Annotated in this window: 24 protein-coding genes and 1 other RNA gene; 5 read left to right on the top strand and 20 right to left on the bottom strand. The window is 67.2% G+C overall.

Annotated features, from left to right (window positions below; translation table 11 throughout):
* Positions 1-137 precede the first annotated feature (137 nt).
* Positions 138-671: a J domain-containing protein gene (locus IFT82_RS02920; RefSeq protein ID WP_192125035.1), complete on the top strand. Its 534-nt coding sequence runs from the start codon at positions 138-140 to the stop codon at positions 669-671.
* Complete coding sequence (locus IFT82_RS02925) at positions 668-976, top strand: (2Fe-2S) ferredoxin domain-containing protein (protein ID WP_192124394.1); 309 nt, start codon at positions 668-670, stop codon at positions 974-976. The genes IFT82_RS02920 and IFT82_RS02925 overlap by 4 nt, the downstream gene beginning before the upstream one ends.
* Here IFT82_RS02925 and IFT82_RS02930 read toward each other — a convergent pair.
* From IFT82_RS02930 to IFT82_RS02975, 10 genes are all read right to left on the bottom strand, one after another.
* Positions 967-1,371, bottom strand: coding sequence for a SufE family protein (locus IFT82_RS02930; RefSeq protein ID WP_192124396.1), 405 nt, complete (start codon positions 1,369-1,371; stop codon positions 967-969). The genes IFT82_RS02925 and IFT82_RS02930 overlap by 10 nt on opposite strands.
* A gap of 45 nt (positions 1,372-1,416) precedes the next feature.
* Positions 1,417-1,647 (bottom strand): hypothetical protein, encoded by a 231-nt coding sequence (locus tag IFT82_RS02935; RefSeq protein ID WP_192124398.1) that lies wholly within the window; start codon positions 1,645-1,647, stop codon positions 1,417-1,419.
* A gap of 20 nt (positions 1,648-1,667) precedes the next feature.
* Positions 1,668-1,895, bottom strand: a complete 228-nt coding sequence (locus tag IFT82_RS02940; RefSeq protein WP_244646449.1) for a hypothetical protein — start codon at positions 1,893-1,895, stop codon at positions 1,668-1,670.
* A 42-nt stretch (positions 1,896-1,937) separates the two neighbouring features.
* Complete coding sequence (locus IFT82_RS02945) at positions 1,938-2,216, bottom strand: hypothetical protein (RefSeq protein ID WP_192124402.1); 279 nt, start codon at positions 2,214-2,216, stop codon at positions 1,938-1,940.
* Between the two features lie 9 nt (positions 2,217-2,225).
* Complete coding sequence (locus IFT82_RS02950; RefSeq protein ID WP_192124404.1) at positions 2,226-2,507, bottom strand: hypothetical protein; 282 nt, start codon at positions 2,505-2,507, stop codon at positions 2,226-2,228.
* 63 nt (positions 2,508-2,570) lie between these two features.
* Positions 2,571-2,852: a hypothetical protein gene (locus IFT82_RS02955; protein ID WP_192124406.1), complete on the bottom strand. Its 282-nt coding sequence runs from the start codon at positions 2,850-2,852 to the stop codon at positions 2,571-2,573.
* A 50-nt stretch (positions 2,853-2,902) separates the two neighbouring features.
* On the bottom strand, positions 2,903-3,280 hold the full coding sequence (gene pspC, locus IFT82_RS02960) for an envelope stress response membrane protein PspC (RefSeq protein ID WP_192124407.1): 378 nt from the start codon (positions 3,278-3,280) through the stop codon (positions 2,903-2,905).
* 1 nt (position 3,281) lies between these two features.
* Positions 3,282-3,554: an envelope stress response membrane protein PspB gene (pspB, locus tag IFT82_RS02965; protein WP_192124409.1), complete on the bottom strand. Its 273-nt coding sequence runs from the start codon at positions 3,552-3,554 to the stop codon at positions 3,282-3,284.
* Between the two features lies 1 nt (position 3,555).
* Positions 3,556-4,230 (bottom strand): phage shock protein PspA, encoded by a 675-nt coding sequence (pspA, locus tag IFT82_RS02970; protein WP_192124411.1) that lies wholly within the window; start codon positions 4,228-4,230, stop codon positions 3,556-3,558.
* A gap of 37 nt (positions 4,231-4,267) precedes the next feature.
* Positions 4,268-4,423: a hypothetical protein gene (locus IFT82_RS02975; RefSeq protein WP_192124414.1), complete on the bottom strand. Its 156-nt coding sequence runs from the start codon at positions 4,421-4,423 to the stop codon at positions 4,268-4,270.
* 169 nt (positions 4,424-4,592) lie between these two features.
* On the opposite strand from IFT82_RS02975, the gene pspF reads away from it, so the two are divergent.
* Positions 4,593-5,627 (top strand): phage shock protein operon transcriptional activator, encoded by a 1,035-nt coding sequence (pspF, locus tag IFT82_RS02980; protein WP_192124416.1) that lies wholly within the window; start codon positions 4,593-4,595, stop codon positions 5,625-5,627.
* A gap of 89 nt (positions 5,628-5,716) precedes the next feature.
* Positions 5,717-6,328: a superoxide dismutase gene (locus IFT82_RS02985; protein ID WP_192124418.1), complete on the top strand. Its 612-nt coding sequence runs from the start codon at positions 5,717-5,719 to the stop codon at positions 6,326-6,328.
* 39 nt (positions 6,329-6,367) lie between these two features.
* Here the strand turns inward: IFT82_RS02985 and IFT82_RS02990 are convergent, their stop codons facing one another.
* The 10 genes from IFT82_RS02990 to IFT82_RS03035 form a co-directional block, all read right to left on the bottom strand.
* On the bottom strand, positions 6,368-8,341 hold the full coding sequence (locus IFT82_RS02990; protein ID WP_192124420.1) for a hypothetical protein: 1,974 nt from the start codon (positions 8,339-8,341) through the stop codon (positions 6,368-6,370).
* 61 nt (positions 8,342-8,402) lie between these two features.
* An RNA gene (gene rnpB / locus IFT82_RS02995) (RNase P RNA component class A) lies at positions 8,403-8,780 on the bottom strand.
* Between the two features lie 41 nt (positions 8,781-8,821).
* Entirely contained in the window at positions 8,822-9,511 is a 690-nt protein-coding gene (locus tag IFT82_RS03000; RefSeq protein ID WP_192124422.1) for an N-acetylmuramoyl-L-alanine amidase, read from the bottom strand.
* 63 nt (positions 9,512-9,574) lie between these two features.
* On the bottom strand, positions 9,575-10,429 hold the full coding sequence (locus IFT82_RS03005) for a CheR family methyltransferase (RefSeq protein ID WP_244646451.1): 855 nt from the start codon (positions 10,427-10,429) through the stop codon (positions 9,575-9,577).
* Positions 10,426-11,526: a chemotaxis protein CheB gene (locus tag IFT82_RS03010; protein ID WP_192124424.1), complete on the bottom strand. Its 1,101-nt coding sequence runs from the start codon at positions 11,524-11,526 to the stop codon at positions 10,426-10,428. The genes IFT82_RS03005 and IFT82_RS03010 overlap by 4 nt, the downstream gene beginning before the upstream one ends.
* A 25-nt stretch (positions 11,527-11,551) precedes the next feature.
* Positions 11,552-11,917, bottom strand: coding sequence for a response regulator (locus IFT82_RS03015; RefSeq protein ID WP_192124426.1), 366 nt, complete (start codon positions 11,915-11,917; stop codon positions 11,552-11,554).
* Positions 11,918-11,991: 74 nt separating this feature from the next.
* Entirely contained in the window at positions 11,992-12,435 is a 444-nt protein-coding gene (locus tag IFT82_RS03020) for a chemotaxis protein CheW (protein ID WP_192124428.1), read from the bottom strand.
* Positions 12,432-14,750: a chemotaxis protein CheA gene (locus IFT82_RS03025; protein ID WP_192124430.1), complete on the bottom strand. Its 2,319-nt coding sequence runs from the start codon at positions 14,748-14,750 to the stop codon at positions 12,432-12,434. The genes IFT82_RS03020 and IFT82_RS03025 overlap by 4 nt, the downstream gene beginning before the upstream one ends.
* A gap of 78 nt (positions 14,751-14,828) precedes the next feature.
* Positions 14,829-15,479, bottom strand: coding sequence for a histidine phosphotransferase family protein (locus tag IFT82_RS03030; protein ID WP_192124431.1), 651 nt, complete (start codon positions 15,477-15,479; stop codon positions 14,829-14,831).
* Positions 15,480-15,543: 64 nt separating this feature from the next.
* Positions 15,544-15,969 carry a M67 family metallopeptidase gene (locus tag IFT82_RS03035; RefSeq protein ID WP_192124433.1) on the bottom strand — a complete coding sequence of 142 codons (426 nt, stop codon included), beginning with the start codon at positions 15,967-15,969 and terminating at the stop codon, positions 15,544-15,546.
* A gap of 18 nt (positions 15,970-15,987) precedes the next feature.
* On the opposite strand from IFT82_RS03035, the gene IFT82_RS03040 reads away from it, so the two are divergent.
* Positions 15,988-16,935 carry an RluA family pseudouridine synthase gene (locus tag IFT82_RS03040; RefSeq protein ID WP_192124435.1) on the top strand — a complete coding sequence of 316 codons (948 nt, stop codon included), beginning with the start codon at positions 15,988-15,990 and terminating at the stop codon, positions 16,933-16,935.
* Positions 16,936-16,970: the final 35 nt, after the last annotated feature.

A 16,970-nucleotide genomic window follows, 5' to 3' on the forward strand; every position in this document is an offset into this window, starting at 1 on the left:
GTAGCCGATCGCATAAGTGAGATTGCAGGGACGCGCAACGATCATGGCAGGTTGCCGTGGCTTATGGGGATGATGGATGCGGCGCGGGTGTTGCTATCCGGTTGCGCTGGCAGCCGGTATGCCTATGTCGTCCGATGATGGCGCACCGCCCGACACGATCGACCGACTGGGGTTTTCCGCGCTGGCGCGGCTATGGCACGGGCCGGGAGGCCAAGCCGGTACGGCTGTGCGACCGCCATGGCTGCGATGCGCCGGGAAATTGCCCCGCACCCAAATCACCCAACAATCCCGATCGCTGGTATTTCTGCCAGGAACACGCCGCCGAGTATAATCGCGGTTGGGACTATTTCGAGGGCCTGTCCGTCGAGGAAGCGGCCGAGCGTGAGGCGAACGAAACCCGCAGTGCCGATGGCTATGAACGATCCCGCCACTATGCCTGGACGGGGCCGGGCGACGGTACCCGCTCACGCGACGAACTACGCGCACTGACCGCGCTGGGGCTGGAGGACGATGCCGGGTTCGAGGCGATCCGCACCGCATGGCGCAAGCTGGCCAAGGAAAACCATCCCGACGTGCGCCCCGGCGATCCCGACGCCGCCGTCCGGTTCCAGGCGGTCCAGGCTGCCTATGAGGTGCTGCGCGCCGCCGAAGAACGCCGCACCACCGCATGATCCGTACGGCGAAAAGCCGGTGGACCGGCGTGGTGCTGGTCTGCGGCAAATGTTCGAAGAAGATCGATGGCGGCTTCGGCGACGATGGCAGAACGTCGCTGGCCAAGGCGCTGCGCCAGCGTGCCGGCAAGGGCCGCAAGGCGACGCACGGCGTGATCGAGACGAAATGCCTGAAACTCTGCCCGAAGCGCGCCGTGGCGGTGGTCGATGCGGCCTGTCCGGAACGCTGGCTGGTGGTCGACGCCGGCGAATCCATCGACGCGGTTGCGGTAAGGATCGGGATGCTGCCGGCCGGTCAGGCGTAACGGGCCGCCGTCTCCCGGATCAGCGCGATCATGTTGGGGATGCCCTGCGTCCGGTTCGAACTCAGTTGCCGGCCCAGATCGAACGGTGCGAGCGCCGCCGGAATGTCGGTGCCCAGGATCGCATCCGGCGCCCGGTCCTGCACGGTCAGCAGGACCAGCGCGATGATGCCCTTGGTGATCGCCGCATTCGAATCGGCCAGAAAATGCAGCTTCCCGTCGTCCATCCGGGTCGGATAGATCCAGACGGAGGCCGAACATCCGCGGACCAGCGTCGCCTCGGTCTTCAACGCGTCCGGCATCGGTTCCAGATCGCGGCCGAGATCGATCAGCAGGCGATACCGGTCGTCGGGATCGAGGAAGTCGTATTCGTCGTGGATATCGGTGATGCTGGGCATGGCCCCTCGCCTAGCGATTGAACCGCGATCCGGGAAGCACCCGGATCAGATGTCCACGCCCGCCGCGATCGCCTCCAGCTTGCGGATACGTTCGCGCAGGTCGGCGATCTCGATCCGGGCGCCCGCGGTGGGCGCGGGCAGATCGCCGCTGCGATCGAGCTCGCTCCGCTTCAGTTGCAGCCAGCCGCGCCAACCCGCCAGCCCGCCGGCGACGATCATGCCCAGCCCGGCCAGCCCGGACAGCGATAGGGTAACGGTGGTGAAAGGATCGATCATGGTCGCCTCCCTGTTGATCTTCAGCGATCGCGCAGCCGCTCGATCTCGCGATCGAGGCCGAGGCTGCCGTGGTTGTCGGTAACGACCCGCTCCAGCACCGCGACGCGGTCCTTGAGCTGGCGGATTTCATCCTGCGCGCGGATCGCGTCGGCGCTCTGCACCGTGCGGTCCTGTTGTTGTCCCAGCGACTGGTATCGTCGCGACATCACCTTCGCGATGGCGACGATGAGGACGATCAGGACGGTCATCGAAAAGGGGTTCATCGGTCTTGCTCTCTATGTATCGACAGGTCAGCCAAGCTTGACCGGCTCGGCGCGTTCGTCGCGCAACCGGTCGATCTCGTCGGACAGGTCCATGCCGCGATCGGTGACGATCCGTTCCAGCACGCGCACGCGCTGTTCCAGCCGCTCGGTCTGCGCGGCATATTGTGCCGCCTTCTCGGCGACCATCGATGCCTCCAGTTCTATCCGGCGATGCTGGTAGGCGAACCATGGCTTGACGAAGACGCCGCCGAAGATCGCGAGCAGGCCGCAGGAAATGCCCAGAATGGGGATGATGCGCGGGGACATCGGTGATCCTCAGTTGGCCGGGCTGCGCAGCCGGTCGATCTCGTGGCTCAACAGGCTGCCGCTGTCGGTCACGATCCGCTCGACGACGATCAGCCGGTCCTTCATCGAGCCGATCTCGGCGCGGAGTTGCGCATTCTCCTGACTGAGCAGCTTCACCCGCTCGACCGTCTCATCATCCTTCTTGGGATAGACCGACCGGCCCCGGGCGCCGTCGAGCGGATAACCATGCTTCATCCGCAGCCACGTGGTGGTGACCCAGCCACCCATCATCAGCAAAAACATGACGGCCATGAACGAAAACACGACCTGGATGAGCTGAAATTTATCCGGTGACATATGATGGCTCCCTGAATGTCAGCGTAGCGCGTCGATGGCGCGGGCGGTGCGTTCGGCGGGATCGGTTGCGATCCGTTCGAGGACGGCGATCCGCTCCTCCAGCCGGCCGACCTGTCCGGCCAGCTTCTCGTTCTCCGACGTCAGCAGCTGCATCGTGCGGCGCGCCTGCGGGTCTTCGGTATTGCCCCGGTCGTCGCCGGGCGCGTGGCCATGTTTGGCGCGGATCCAGTTGTTCACGATCCAGCCGCCGATCAACATGGCGATGATCGCCAGCACGAAGAACGGTTTATCCCAGTCCATCGTCATCACTCCCTATTGGATTGTCTGTCGTCGACCCCTGCCGGGACGGTTCAGCGCAGGCGCTCGATCTCGTCGGCGAGCGCGGTATTGCGGCTGGTATAGTGGGTTTCCATGTCGGCCAGCCGGCGATCGATATCGCGCAGCTTCGAGCGGACTTCGGCGGTGGAGCGTTTCGGATTGCTCCGCACCCCCTGCCAGAACTTCTGGTCGTCTGCGTTCTGATACAGGCCGATCGGCTTGGGATCGACGATCGCCGCCACGATAAAATAGGCGGCGATCACCCACCATTGCTGGGCGATCAGGGCCAGGCCGGCCATGCCCAGGCGGACCCATAGCACCTCGACCCCGGTATAATCGGCGATCCCGGCGCAGACGCCCTTCCACTTGGCATCCTGCTTGTTGAGGTAAAAGCGAGTACGGGCGGCCATCTCAGTTGCTCCGGTCAAGGTTGCGGTCGAGGCGATAGCTGGGCTGCGGGGCGTTCAGGCCCGGCTTCCAGTCGGGATTGTCGGCGGCGACGATGCGCTCGACGGTGTTGAGGCGATCCTCCAGACGACGGGCGAGATTGTACATCTCGTCCAGCATCCGCTCGTCCTCCTCGGTGATCTTCGGCGCGGCGCGCCATTTGGTGATGTAGTGCAGCACCACCCAGGGCAGCCCGATGAACAGGCAGATGATGGCGAGTACGGGTTCGATATCCATCTCAGCCCTCCCGGTTCGCATTGCCCAGCCGCGCCTTCAGCGCCGCCAGTTCAGCATCCACCCGGTCGCTCTGCCGCAGTTCCGCGATCTCGTCCTCCAGGCTCTTGCCGACGCCCAGGCCCATCGCCTCGGCTCGGCCCTCCGCCTCGTCGGCGCGGCGTTCCAGTTCGCCGAAGCGGCTGAACGCCTCCTGCGTCTTGGGGCCGGCATAGGCATCGCGCAGGCGATAGCGGTTGTTGGCGCTTTCCAGCCGGGTCTGGATGTTCGACTGCTTCGACCGCGCCTCGCGCAGGCGACCCTGCAATTTGGCGATATCCTCCTCGGCGGCGCGCAGGCCATCGTCCAGCACCTGGATTTCCGCCTTCAGCTGGTCGGCCATGTCGGCCGCCTTCTGCCGCTCCACCAGCGCCGCCTTGGCCAGGTCTTCGCGATCCTTGCTCAGCGCCAGTTCGGCCTTCTCGGTCCAGTTGGCCTGCAACTGTTCCAGCTTGGCGATGTGGCGGCGCATCTCCTTCTGGTCGGCGATGGTGCGCGCGGCGGAGGCGCGGACCTCGACCAGCGTTTCCTCCATCTCGAGGATGATCATGCGGATCATCTTGGCCGGGTCTTCGGCCTTGTCGAGCAGATCGGCGAAGTTGGCGGCGACGATGTCGCGGGTACGGCTGAAGATTCCCATCATGAACTCCTGAGGGGCGGAAACGGCATTCATCCGCTTATGCCACGAAGCGGGCGGCCATGGCGACTGCCCGTCCCTGATTAAACGATCCGCCATCCGCTTCTGCCGGGCCGACCGCGGTCAGCACGCAGGTGGCGCTCATCACCACGGTCAGGGCGAGCGTGGCGAACTTGCGGGTGAAATCGTTGAACATGGCGTGGTCCCTTTTGCTGGTCGACCGTGTCATCGGCCGGATACCTGATGCTTTGCAGAAGCCGTGCCAGTTTATGAAATTACCTAATTACAACGACTTAACAGATTTTCGGCCGCCAGCCGATTTTGATATCTTGCGCAACATTGGGATTTCGCGCCAAGGATTGGCAATGGAACGGGCAAGCCAGGTCATTGGTCAATCGGGGGCCTTTCTCGACGCGCTGGAACGGGCCAGCCGCGCCGCCGCGCTCGACCGGCCGGTGCTGGTGATCGGCGAGCGCGGGACCGGCAAGGAGCTGGTCGCCGAACGCCTGCACCGCCTGTCGCCGCGCTGGGACCAGCCGCTGGTCATCATGAACTGCGCCGCGCTGCCCGAGACGCTGATTGAGGCTGAACTGTTCGGGCACGAGGCGGGCGCCTTCACCGGCGCCACCAAGGCGCGCGTCGGCCGGTTCGAGGAGGCGGACGGCGGCACCTTGTTCCTCGACGAACTCGGCACGCTGTCGATGGCGGCGCAGGAACGGCTGCTGCGCGCCGTCGAATATGGCGAAATCACGCGGATCGGGTCGTCGCGGCCGATGCGGGTCGACGTGCGGATCGTCGCGGCGACCAACGAACATCTGCCCGACAAGGTGGACCGTCACGAGTTTCGTGCCGATCTGCTCGACCGACTGTCGTTCGAGGTGGTGACGCTGCCGCCGCTGCGCTCGCGATCGGGGGACATCCATGTCCTCGCGGATCATTTCGGGCGGCGGATGGCGGCGGAACTGGGCTGGGAGCGCTGGCACGGCTTCGGCCCGGCGGCGGTCGAGCAGTTAATGCGGCATCGCTGGCCGGGCAACGTCCGCGAACTGCGCAACGTGGTGGAGCGTGCGGTGTACCGCTGGGAACAGGGTGGACCGGTCGACCTGATCGAGATCGATCCCTTCGCCTCCCCTTATCGTCCGCAAAGCGCCGCGATCCCACGCCCCGATCCCGCCACGGCGTCGCCGGATACCGGCCCGCAGGACGACGAGGTGACTGCATGCGAAGTCGGCCCGTCCGACTTCAAGTCGCGCGTCGCGCTGTTCGAACGCGATCTGCTGACCCGCAGCCTCGCGGAGAACCGGTTCAACCAGCGTCAGACCGCCGAGGCGCTGGGCCTGTCCTACGACCAGTTGCGCCATGCCCTGCGCCGCCACGATCTGATCGGAACGGTTGCGTAACACCGGTGGGCGGACCAATTGCGGGTGGCGTGCGTTTCCCCGCACGATCCATCCCGACCCGGTCACGGGTCCAATCAGGAGCTGCCCCGATGGCGTTCGAACTTCCCCCCCTGCCCTATGCCTATGATGCGCTGGAACCGACGATCTCGAAGGAGACGATGACGTTCCATCACGACAAGCATCACGCCGCCTACACCAACAAGCTGAACGAGTTCGTCGCGGCCGACGCCAAGCTGGAAGGCAAGACGATCGAGGACATCCTCGGCATGATCTCGCAACTGCCGGCCGGCGTGCGCAACAACGGCGGCGGTTACTGGAACCACGACTTCTTCTGGAACACGATGAAGCAGGGTGGCGGTCAGCCGTCGGGCAAGCTGGCCGAGGCGATCGAGCGCGATTTCGGCGGACTCGACAAGCTGAAGGAAGAATTCAACACCAAGGGCGCGGGTCAGTTCGGGTCTGGCTGGGCATGGCTGATCGCCGACGGCAGCGGCAAGCTGAAGGTCACCTCGACCCCCAATCAGGACAACCCCCTGATGGACGACGCCAAGGAGCCGGGTACGCCGCTGCTGGGTAACGACGTGTGGGAACATGCCTATTACCTGACCTACATGAACGATCGGCCGGGCTATCTGAAGGCATGGTGGGACGTGGTCGACTGGGACAAGGTCGGCGAGCGGTACGACGCGGTCGCCGCGTAACCCGACGTCTTTTCGGTTCCCCGGCTCGATGCCGGGGAACTACCCCGGCATCTTGAACACGATCCGCGTCAGCGTGCCGCCACACCCCAGTTCGCCATCGGGACGGTAAGTCTTGGCAAAACGCGATGCCTTGATGAAGTCGGTCGAAGCGCCTGAAAAAATGAACGGTGGATAGCTGAGCAGGGCACGCGGCGCGGCGGTCCTGCCATCGGCGGCGATATCGAACTGGACCTGTGCCCATCCCTCGAAACCCCAGGCCATCGCCTCGCGCGGGAATGCCTCGAAGCCGGGTGAAGTCATCATCTTCGGCGGCGCATCCAGCAGGGCGCATTGCCGGGCATCAAGCCCTGTCGCCGTGAAGGCGGTACGGGCGGCGTCCACTTGTCCCGCTCGCTGTTCCAGCGACGCGATCCGGACCAGCGCCCCCACTTTCAGCGGATCGTCCTTCGACAGCGCGGCGTCATCGACGATCAGGCGCAGTACCGGCATCGCGTTCCGATCCCCCGATCGTCGCGCCATCATCCGGTCGGCCAGCATCAGCCGCAAAATCGCCCGCGCCTGAGGGTCGCCGGCATAGGCCGGCGACTCGATCAGCGCAGTCAGCGTCTCATGACGTTTGTTGCGGCCATCGTCGTCATTGTTCCGTACAGCGGGATCGAACGCCAGTCGCACCACGGCCGGCGCGTCATGAGCGGCCGCGATCGTCATGCCACGATCATACAGCGCGAGCCGTTCTTCTGCCGGCAGCGTCCAGTTGCCCGCTAGACGAAACAGCGCGGCCAAGGTCGACAGCGATGCGGGCGAGGCCGCACTGGCGGTGGCCAACGCCGCTCGCTGTGGCGCCAGGGCGACGGGGCCGTTCGTGGCGTCCGGCAGGTCGATATCCTTGCCGGCCAGCCACTTTTCCACCGCCGCATCGACGCTGCGCTCGATCGATGGACGCTGAAAGGCGGTGGAGCACCGCATCTCCACCCGCGCGCCATAGCGGAAGAAGGCGGGGATCGCCGCCACCCGCTCCGCCGGCCACCACCATTCCCGCACCGTCCGCGCGAATTCGAGCGCAACCTGTCCGCCGCCGGCCGCATAGATCGGCGCGGCGCGGCGCACGGTACCGTCGTCGGCGATGGTGAACTCCACCACCGCCACATCGACCGGCTTCAGCCCCGCCTCGCCGCCGCAGTCCGGCGCGCGCATCTCGGCGGCGGGATCGAATTCGCCCTTGGGCAGGCGACCGGCCCCCGTCATCGCCATGTACTGCCGCGCCTGATCGGCTTGCCCCGCCAGCAGCATCGCGATCGCGGCATCGGAACGCACCGCGACGTCCGACAGGCTGGTGCGCGTGGTCAACCCGCCCGACGCGGCGACCGCGCGTAACGCCGCCGCCTTGGCGCCCGCGAAATCACCGGTGTTGAGCAGCAGTTCGGCCTGACGCTGGGCAATCGTCGCCGTCACCTTGCCGTCCAGCTTGGTGCCGGCGGTCATCGCGTCGATCCGGACCAGGGCGACCTTTGCCCGCGCAGGGTCGACGAAGGTCATCGCCTGCACCTGCCCCAGCAGCGCGCCCAGCTTTGCACCGGGGTCGCCCGCATCCTGTTCCGCCGCGATATAGAAATCCGCTGCGTCGGCATAATCCAGCGCATCGATCGCCAGCGCGCCGAGCCGAAGATTGGCCAGCAGCCGGTCGTCGGCCAGCGTCGCATCGGTTTTGGGCAAGCCCGCAAGCCCGACCCGAATCGCCTCGCCCGCGCCCGATCTGTCCCCCGCCTTCAGCAGCGATGCACCGCGACGGACCTGCGCGATCGCCCGGCTGCGCGATCCCGGTTTGCTCCGCCGTTCCAGCGCGGCCCATGCCCGGGCGGCGGCCGCCGCATCGGGCGTGGCGTCCAGCGCCACGGCGGCATCGAACAACTGCTGCGCCGTCGGGTTGGCCCCCATGGTCGCGATCGGCGCCTGCTGCGCCCCCGCCGTACCGCCCAGCATGATCGCCGCCACTGCCCCTGCCGTCATCCGCATCGTGCGTCTCCCCCCGCGTCGGCAGGTTGTATGCACGGCGGCGCATCCCATGGAAAATGGAAACGCCAGAGGATCTGTAAGCCGGGTTCTGTCCTCCCCAAGGGGATGGGCGACCATTCCTCTACGACGACGCTTGCGCGCCGCCTCCAGCAACCAACCCGGGCAGCGGGTGGAAACGCACCCCGGAACCGCGAAGGTTCCATGCCGCCCCTATTCGGTCTTGCTCCCGGTGGGGTTTACCATGCCGCTTCCGTTACCGGTCGCGCGGTGCGCTCTTGCCGCACCCTTTCACCGTGGCGTCGCCGAAGCGGTCGCCGTCTGCTCTCTGTGGCACTGTCCCTGGGGTCGCCCCCGCCGGGCGTTACCCGGCACCGTCGTTTCGTGGAGCCCGGACTTTCCTCGCGCAGCCAAGGCTGCCCGCGGTCGCCCGATCCTCTGGCGTCGCGCGTCCCTAGCCGCGATGGCGGCCCCCGCCAACCATCAATCGTCGCCTTGCGGGCGCGGCAACAGCAGCGCGAGCAGGATCATCCGGCATTCGGCATCGATCTCGCCATCGATCAGTTCGGGACGGAAGCGTCGCTGGAACGCCATGATCGCCGCCATCCGGTCCGCCACGTCGTACCCGAACCGCTCCAGCGCCAAGCAGAATCCCGCCTGCGTCCATTGCGGGTCCATCAGGTTACGGGTCGGGCGTGGCAGCGCAAGCCGCAGGCGGGCCAGGCTGTGCCACGGAAACAGTTCGCCCGGATCGCGCTTGCGGGCGGGCGCGATGTCCGAATGGCCGACGACGTCGCCACGGGTGATGCCGTGGCGTTCCTTGATATCGGCGACCAGCGGGATCAGCGCCTCGATCTGTTCGGCCGGAAACGGGCGATACCCCCAGTCGTGACCGGGATTGACGATCTCGATGCCGATGCTTGCCGAATTGACGTCGTCGATCGCGCGCCAGTGCGAGCGGCCGGCGTGCCAGGCGCGCTTACCCTCGTCCACCATCCGCAGGATCGTGCCGTCTTCCGCGACGAGATAATGGCACGATACCTTGGCGGCAGGATCGCGCAGCCGGGCGATGGCGCTGTCGGCATCCTGCATCCCCGTATAATGCAGTACCAGCATCGACACGGGCAGCGACCGTTCGTCCCAGTTGGGCGACGGGGTGTCGATGATCGTCATGTCCGGCCGTTCTCCCGCTGAAGCCGGTTCTGGTTGGCCGAAGACGGCGTGCCCCGCAAGCGTTCAGGCAGCGTCGCGAACGGATGCCGGCCCCACCCGGTCGTAGAAACCACGGAATCGGCGACTGGGTTCGAACAGGCCGGTCTGCCCGATCACCGTCTCCCCTGCCCCCAGCACCAGCGTACCGCCCGGCGCCAGCGCCTCCGCCAGCATCGCGAACACCGCCAGCTTGGTGGGGGCGGACAGATAGATCAGGACATTGCGGCACAACACCACGTCGAACTTTCCCGGTGGCGGGCGATCGGTGACCAGGTTCATCCGCCGGAACTGGATCAGCCGGGTCAGCTCGGGCTTGGCGACCCAGTCTCCCCCTTCACCGTCGAACCAGCGCATCATCCGCCGGATCGGCAATCCCCGCTGGATTTCGAACTGGGTATAACGTCCCGACCGCGCCCGGCCGAGGGCGCTGTCCGACACGTCGGTCGCCACGATTTCGGGGATGGCGATGCGGTGTTCGGCCTGACGTTCGGCATAGTGCATCGCCAGCGACAGCGGCTCCTGCCCGGTCGCGCAGCCCGCGCTCCAGATCCGCACGCGCCGCCCCTTTTCCTCGTGCAGCGCGATCGCTTCGACCAGCATCTCGAAGACGGGCTGGTCGCGGTAGAACGAGGTTTCGCAGTTGACCAGCGCGTCGACGATGCGATCGGCCACCGTCCGGTCCTGCCCGTTCAGCAACTGCAACACCAGTTGGTCGAGCGTCTCCAGCCCGCGTTCGCGCAGCAGCGGTTTCAGCGCGGTGTCCAGCCGCCACGACCGGTAGCTGGCCAGTTGCTGGCCGGTCCGCGCCTCCAGCAACGCGGACAGCACCGTCATCGCCACGGTCGATCCCGGCATCGCCGGGGGAAAGGGAGCGGTCATGGACGGCGCCCCGTCGCAATCAACCGGCCGATCGCCTCGGGCGGCAGGATCGCATCGGCGTGGCCCTGCGCGGCGACCACGCCGGGCATGCCCCATACCACCGAACTCGCCTGGTCCTGCACGATCACGCATCCCCCCCTCGCCTTGACGCGCTGCACGCCTTCGGCCCCGTCCCGGCCCATGCCGCTCAACACGATCGCCAACAGCCTCGGGCCGTAGACATCCGCCAGCGAAGCAAACATCGGATCGACCGAGGGCAGGCAACCACTCGCCACCGGCTCCGCGGTCAACCGTACCGCCGCCCCGCCTTCGGGCAGCGACACGCAGCGCAGGTGACGGTCGCCGGGGGCCACGATCACCCGTCCCGGGCGCACCCGCAGGTGATCCACCGCCACGTCGCACGGTCGCCCGGCCATCAGCGCCAATTGCGCCGCGAAATAGGCCATGAACGATACCGGCAGATGCTGTGTCACCACGATCGGCGCACTGAAGCCCGGCGGTACCGCGCGCAGCAGGTTGCTCAATGCATGGATGCCGCCGGTCGACGCTCCGATCGCGACGATATCGAAATCGGTCGCGGTGCGGGCGGATGTCGTCATTGCCGGGTTCGGGCCGCCGGGCGGCGCGACCTTCAGGGCGACGGCCGGGCGCCGTGCCGGCGGCAGGCGATCGAACAACCGGCCGATCCGGTCGACCAGTTGCCGCCCGAACTCGGCGGACAGGCCGCTCGTCCCCGGTTTTTCCAGCGTATCCGCCGCCCCCAGTGCCAGCGCCTGGATCGTCGTCGCCGCGCCATCGCCCGCGGATGACGACACGACGACGATCCGGGCACCCCGACCCGCATTCAGCAGGTCGGGAAGCGCGGTCAGTCCGTCGACCCCCGGCAGCGCCACATCCAGCAGGATGACGTCGACCGTCTCGACGGCCAGGAACGCGAGCGCCGCGGCGACGGTGGCCACCGCCCCGGCCACCCCCATCCGGTCTCCCGCCTCGACCAGCCGCGTGATGACCGCGCGCGACACCACCGAGTCGTCGACGATCAGGACCCGGATCGGGTCCGCCGGCGACAGGCCCGGTGGTCGGATGGCGATGGCCATCGATATCAGCCCCGCCGATCGGGGTTCACGCCATGCCGACGATCTGGAGCTTGCTCTCCAACGTGTCGCGGTCGAACGGCTTCATCACATATTCGTCGGCCCCGGCCTCGATCGCGGCGCGGATATAGGCCATGCCGTTCTCGGTCGTGCAGAACACCACCTTGGGCCGGGTCGGCACGTCGGATTCGCGCAGCGCGCGCAGGAAATCCATCCCGCTCATCACCGGCATGTTCCAGTCGAGCAGGATCACATCCGGCGCGGAAACGAGACAGGCGTCCATCGCTTCTCGCCCGTCGCACGCCTCGGTCACCTGAAAATCGAGCGTCTCCAGGATGTGTCGCGCGACCTTGCGGATCACCTTCGAATCGTCGACCACCAGACAAGTCTTCATGAAACAGCCTTCCGTCACCTGACAGCACGATATTGGCAGGTAAAAATGATTAGCGTCTTAACCCCGGGCCGTTTTCAGGCGGCGAGCGCCTGATCGTCGATCACGGTACCGGCGGGGACGAGAGCGGTCAGGTCGAGGACGAGCAGCGGTTCGCCGTCTCGTTCGACCACGCCGTTCGCGGCGGCTGCCCAGCGCCCGTCCAGCGCCAGACCGGAGGACAGCGATATCCGTTCAAACGGGAACACATCCTCGAACGCATCGACCAGGAATGCGTAATGATGGCCGTCGATCGCGGCGATGATCGCGCGCCGCGCCGCCCGCGCCGGCTCCCGCCCCAGCGCGACCTGGGTGTCGATCACGGTCACCACGCGGCTGCGCAGCGCCGCCAGCCCACGAACCGCAGGCGGCGCGCACGGCACCGCCACCACCTCGCCGATATCGACCGCCGAATCGACCTGCGATGCCGCCACCGCGACCCAGCGGCCGGCCAGATGGGCGATCAGGAACAACTCGCTCATCGTGCCATCTCCCGTCGCATGTCGTCATGCGACTGCATTTCCGCCGCAACCGCCGCGATCAGCGCCGCCCGATCATAGCGATAGATGCCTGCCTCGCCCGGCATCGCGGGGCGGCTGCGCAGCAGCACGACCGGATCGCCGTTCGCCGACGCGGCGGGCGGGTCGTCATCCATCGCCAGCGTCACCGCCGCGGTTTCGCCCGGTGCCAGCGTGGAGGCGCAGCGATATCCCGACGCCTCCAGCACGGGCCGCAGGAACGTTTCCATCCAGCCGGTGCCGTCATGATGCAGCAGGCAGAGCGGGCGGACGACCGGCGGCGCGAGTTCGCCCGCGAACAGGGCATGGCCATCCACCACCTCCACCTGCTCGCCGTTCACCACCGCGACCCCGGCGATGCCGGGCCGGTCGCGCACCGGCGCCATCGCCACCGGCAACGTCACGATCTCGTGCGCGTCACGGATCGGATAACCGATCTCGGTCACGCCGTCGGTCAGCCGCAGCAGCGTCACCTGCCCGGTCGTCGGGGGTTCCGCCCTCGTCACCAATGGCACGACCCCACCCTCGATCGACAGATGCAGGCGGCCGCCCGTCCGCTGGATGGCCGTGGCCGACACCGTTTCCACCCGGTCCACCGCCGCCAGCGGCAGCGCGCGGCGTCGCCCGTCAAGATCGTCGAACAACAGCGCGTCGATCCCGCGTTCCTGGGCCGCCGCCTCGTTCTCGTCGACGATCGCCTTTGGCGTGAAGCGCAGTCCCGCCGCCGCCGCGACGCCCGCGCCGTCGAGCAGCAGCATCGGCAATCCGCTGTCGGGCAGCGTCTGCCCCGCATAGATGCCGGTGCCCATCACCGCCGGGCAGACCGGCTTCACCACCAGTTCCTCCGAATCCAGCACCGCCCCGATCCCGAGCGCGAAGTTGCCATCACGCGTGCCGACGATCGCCAATGCCTGCGTACGTCCGCCATCGATCCCCAGCAGCGACGCCAGATCGACCAGCGGCAACCGCCGCCCCCGCACCGTCGCTACCCGCGAATCGCCCAGATCGTCGACCCGCACCGCGTCGCCGCGAATCGCCACGATCTCCTCGATCGACTGGCGCGGCAGCGCGAAGCGCTGTTCGCCGACGCCCACCACGATCGCCGGGATGATCGACAGCGTCAGCGGCACCTGCAACTCGATCGTCAGCCCCGCACCCGGCCGGTTGCGCAGCGCGATGCGGCCACCGATCTGCTCGATGTTGGCGCGCACAACGTCCATGCCGACGCCACGTCCCGATATGGCGGTCGCCGTATCCCGGCTCGACAGGCCCGGTGCGAAGATCAGTTCCAGTCGCTGCCGTTCGGTCATCGCCGCGAGCTTCGCCTCGCTGTGCAATCCCGCCGCTGCCGCCTTGGCGACCAGCCGGTCGACATCGATGCCGCGGCCGTCGTCAGTCACCTCCAGCACGATCTGGTTGCCGGTCTGCCGGGCCGATACCAGCAGCCGCCCCGCCTCGCGCTTGCCCAGCGCATGGCGCAGCGCCGGCGGCTCGATCCCGTGATCCACCGCGTTGCGGATGATGTGGACCAGCGGATCGCGCAGCAGTTCGATCATCTCGCGATCGAGTTCGACGTCGGCGCCCTCCACGTCCAGCGTCACCAGCTTGCCCAGCGGTGTCGCGGTATCGCGCACCATCCGCGGCATCGCCGAAAAGAGCGCCTCGATCCGCTGCATCCGGGTACGGCTGATCGTGTCGCGCATTTCGCCCACGGTCAGCGACAGGCGTTCCAACGCACCTTCGACGCGGGGATCGATCGGCTGGTCGCGCAGGCGACGGGCCAGTTCGTTGCGGGCCAGCACCATGTCGGACATGCCGGCCATCATCCGGTCGAGCAGATCGACCGCCAGTCGTACACTGCGGCTGGCGATGCGGGTCTGCGGCCCGGCCGCTGCCGGTGCGATCGGCAGGGCGTCCTCCGCCAGGGCGGCGATCAGCAGATCCTCCGTGGTATCGTCTAGTGGCGAGCCGGCGGCGATCGCTTCGGTCAGTTCGCCGATCCGGTCGACGATCGCCAGCACCGCATTGACCAGCGCGGTATCCGGCGCCCGCGTACCCTCGCGCACCGCCGCCAGCACGTCCTCGGCGGCATGGGCAAGCCGGCCGAGCCTTGGCAGATCGAGGAAACCGCAGCTGCCCTTCACCGTGTGGACGAAGCGGAAGATCGCATCCAGCCGGGTACGATCGGTCGGGTTGGCCTCCCACAGCACGATCTCCCCCGACAACGCGTCCAGCGTTTCTCGGGTTTCCGCGATGAATTCCTGTAGCAGGTCGTCCATGAGCCTCCGGGCGTTCGCCGATGGTCATGGACGACAGGGGTTAAGACCCCCTTTACCCGAAGGTATTTTTGCGGGCGATTACCCGGCGGGCGCCGCCATCGTCGCACCGAAGATCATCACGCCCTCGCCCTGATCGGACACCAGCACCTGTCCGCCCCCTTCGGCGACCAGCGTATGCACCATGAACGCCGCCGCCAATCGCGAGGTGACGCCGTCCGCCGCCGCCCCCTCGGTCAGCATCCGGCGCAGTTCGGGATCGAGGATGATGCGCGGCCCCGCGATGCGGACCACGATCTCCAGCCGCCCGTCCTCCTCTTCGGCACCGATGTCGAGCGTGCCGCCACGGACCAGCGCCTCGTTGGCGATCAGCGTCAGGTTCAGCATCGCCTTCACCGCCGCCTTGGGCAGGGCATCCGCCTCGACCAGCCAGCCCAGCGTGGTGCGCTTGGCATCGGACAACAACCCCTCGATCGCGGCACGCGCCTCCCGCGGATCGACCGTCTCGCCGAACCCGCCGGCCGCTCCGAAGGCCAGCCGGAAGAACTTCAGCTTGTTGGCGGAGGTGCGGGCGCTATCCGACAATAATTCCATGCACCGTTGCCGCATCGCGGGGTCGGTTTCGTCCGCCAGCAACTCCAGCCCGTTGTTGAGCGCGCCCACCGGGGACAACAGGTCGTGGCAAAGCCGCGAACAAAGCAGGCTGGCGAAATCGACCGGACTGATGGTCATGCTGATCCCCTGAAATACGTATGTCCTGTGCGGGCTTTCGCTTTTTCCCGCAAGTCCGTGCCGGTCAGCCCGATGACGGATCGCCGGATGACGGATCGATCGAGAGGGCGGCGAACCGGCCATGCACCGGTCCGTCCGCCACCGCCTGCCACGCCGTCACCCGGCCGCCTGCCACGATCAGCCAGATGCCGCCGTCCGGCGCGGCATCGGCGGCATCTCGCGGCGACGGCGCGGCGACGCCGCCCGGGTGCGAGTGATAGCAGCCGACCGGCATCATCGCCCCGTCCCGTGCCCGTCGATGCGCCGCCAGCAACGCCGCCGGATCGATTTCGAATCGCCGCGCCGGATCGGGGGCCACGTTGATGCAGGGTTCGACCGCATCGATCCGGTCGACGCTGCCGAACAGCAGCCCGCACACCTCCGCCTCCGGTGACGCGGCGGCGACCGCGAGGATCTGGTCGATCAGCGCGCTTGAAATTTTCACCCTCATCGCCATCTGGCGTAGTCCATGGACCGGGGGGTTGCCACTATCGAAGCGACGATCGCGCCGGCTGCGGACGGGTGGCGGCTGGATCGTGCGCTGGCCGAAGCGGTGCCGACGCTGTCGCGCGAACGGTTGAAGGTGTTGATCGCCGCCGGGGCGGTATCGCATGGCGGCGCGCTGGCCCGCGATCCGGCGCGGCGCGCGACGGCGGGCAGCGTGTTTTCCGTCGCGGTGCCGATCCCTACCCTGCCGCACAACGAAGCGCAGGATATCCCGCTGGTCGTCGCCTATGAGGACGAACATCTGATCGTGATCGACAAGCCTGCCGGGCTGGTTGTCCACCCCGCCGCGGGCAACCTCGACGGAACGCTCGTCAACGCGTTGCTTCATCATTGCCGGGGATCGCTGTCGGGGATCGGCGGCGTCGCGCGGCCGGGGATCGTCCACCGGATCGACAAGGACACATCCGGCCTGATGATCGCCGCAAAGACCGATCGCGCGCACGAAGGCCTGGCGAAGCAGTTCGCCGACCACAGCATCGAGCGCCGCTACCGCGCGATCACCGGTGGCATCCCCCGCCCGGCCGAGGGATCGGTCGATGCCCCGCTGGCCCGCAGCGCGCAGAACCGCAAGAAGATCGCGATCGTGCCCGGCGGCAAGCGCGCGGTCACCCATTACCGCACTCTTCAGGTCCTGCGCGATGCGGCCCTGGTGGAATGCCGGCTGGAGACCGGACGCACGCATCAGGTCCGCGTCCACATGGCCTCGCTTGGCCATTCCCTGCTCGGCGATCCCGTCTATGGCCGGGCGAAAGGGTTTCCACGTCAGGTACTGGAAACGATCGGTTTCCGGCGACAGGCGTTGCATGCCGCCCGGCTGGGGTTCATCCACCCCATAAAAGGGGACGTAATGGCGTTCGACAGCGATATGCCGCCGGATATGCAGGAACTGTTCAGCCGCCTTCACGTATAACTTTTAGCGAATTCGCCGCATCGCGGCACGCGCGT

Source organism: Sphingomonas sp. CFBP 8760, from assembly GCF_014841615.1.
In the GTDB taxonomy this organism is placed as follows: Bacteria; Pseudomonadota; Alphaproteobacteria; order Sphingomonadales; family Sphingomonadaceae; genus Sphingomonas.

What these genes read in the sequence shown, in the direction of transcription:
- IFT82_RS02920 (WP_192125035.1), top strand. Translation starts at nt 138, where the DNA reads ATGGCGCACCGCCCGACACGATCGACCGACTGGGGTTTTCCGCGCTGG.
- IFT82_RS02925 (WP_192124394.1), top strand. Translation starts at nt 668, where the DNA reads ATGATCCGTACGGCGAAAAGCCGGTGGACCGGCGTGGTGCTGGTCTGC.
- IFT82_RS02930 (WP_192124396.1), bottom strand. Translation starts at nt 1,371, where the DNA reads ATGCCCAGCATCACCGATATCCACGACGAATACGACTTCCTCGATCCC.
- IFT82_RS02935 (WP_192124398.1), bottom strand. Translation starts at nt 1,647, where the DNA reads ATGATCGATCCTTTCACCACCGTTACCCTATCGCTGTCCGGGCTGGCC.
- IFT82_RS02940 (WP_244646449.1), bottom strand. Translation starts at nt 1,895, where the DNA reads ATGACCGTCCTGATCGTCCTCATCGTCGCCATCGCGAAGGTGATGTCG.
- IFT82_RS02945 (WP_192124402.1), bottom strand. Translation starts at nt 2,216, where the DNA reads ATGTCCCCGCGCATCATCCCCATTCTGGGCATTTCCTGCGGCCTGCTC.
- IFT82_RS02950 (WP_192124404.1), bottom strand. Translation starts at nt 2,507, where the DNA reads ATGGCCGTCATGTTTTTGCTGATGATGGGTGGCTGGGTCACCACCACG.
- IFT82_RS02955 (WP_192124406.1), bottom strand. Translation starts at nt 2,852, where the DNA reads ATGGACTGGGATAAACCGTTCTTCGTGCTGGCGATCATCGCCATGTTG.
- pspC (WP_192124407.1), bottom strand. Translation starts at nt 3,280, where the DNA reads ATGGCCGCCCGTACTCGCTTTTACCTCAACAAGCAGGATGCCAAGTGG.
- pspB (WP_192124409.1), bottom strand. Translation starts at nt 3,554, where the DNA reads ATGGATATCGAACCCGTACTCGCCATCATCTGCCTGTTCATCGGGCTG.
- pspA (WP_192124411.1), bottom strand. Translation starts at nt 4,230, where the DNA reads ATGGGAATCTTCAGCCGTACCCGCGACATCGTCGCCGCCAACTTCGCC.
- IFT82_RS02975 (WP_192124414.1), bottom strand. Translation starts at nt 4,423, where the DNA reads ATGTTCAACGATTTCACCCGCAAGTTCGCCACGCTCGCCCTGACCGTG.
- pspF (WP_192124416.1), top strand. Translation starts at nt 4,593, where the DNA reads ATGGAACGGGCAAGCCAGGTCATTGGTCAATCGGGGGCCTTTCTCGAC.
- IFT82_RS02985 (WP_192124418.1), top strand. Translation starts at nt 5,717, where the DNA reads ATGGCGTTCGAACTTCCCCCCCTGCCCTATGCCTATGATGCGCTGGAA.
- IFT82_RS02990 (WP_192124420.1), bottom strand. Translation starts at nt 8,341, where the DNA reads ATGCGGATGACGGCAGGGGCAGTGGCGGCGATCATGCTGGGCGGTACG.
- IFT82_RS03000 (WP_192124422.1), bottom strand. Translation starts at nt 9,511, where the DNA reads ATGACGATCATCGACACCCCGTCGCCCAACTGGGACGAACGGTCGCTG.
- IFT82_RS03005 (WP_244646451.1), bottom strand. Translation starts at nt 10,429, where the DNA reads ATGACCGCTCCCTTTCCCCCGGCGATGCCGGGATCGACCGTGGCGATG.
- IFT82_RS03010 (WP_192124424.1), bottom strand. Translation starts at nt 11,526, where the DNA reads ATGGCCATCGCCATCCGACCACCGGGCCTGTCGCCGGCGGACCCGATC.
- IFT82_RS03015 (WP_192124426.1), bottom strand. Translation starts at nt 11,917, where the DNA reads ATGAAGACTTGTCTGGTGGTCGACGATTCGAAGGTGATCCGCAAGGTC.
- IFT82_RS03020 (WP_192124428.1), bottom strand. Translation starts at nt 12,435, where the DNA reads ATGAGCGAGTTGTTCCTGATCGCCCATCTGGCCGGCCGCTGGGTCGCG.
- IFT82_RS03025 (WP_192124430.1), bottom strand. Translation starts at nt 14,750, where the DNA reads ATGGACGACCTGCTACAGGAATTCATCGCGGAAACCCGAGAAACGCTG.
- IFT82_RS03030 (WP_192124431.1), bottom strand. Translation starts at nt 15,479, where the DNA reads ATGACCATCAGTCCGGTCGATTTCGCCAGCCTGCTTTGTTCGCGGCTT.
- IFT82_RS03035 (WP_192124433.1), bottom strand. Translation starts at nt 15,969, where the DNA reads ATGAGGGTGAAAATTTCAAGCGCGCTGATCGACCAGATCCTCGCGGTC.
- IFT82_RS03040 (WP_192124435.1), top strand. Translation starts at nt 15,988, where the DNA reads ATGGACCGGGGGGTTGCCACTATCGAAGCGACGATCGCGCCGGCTGCG.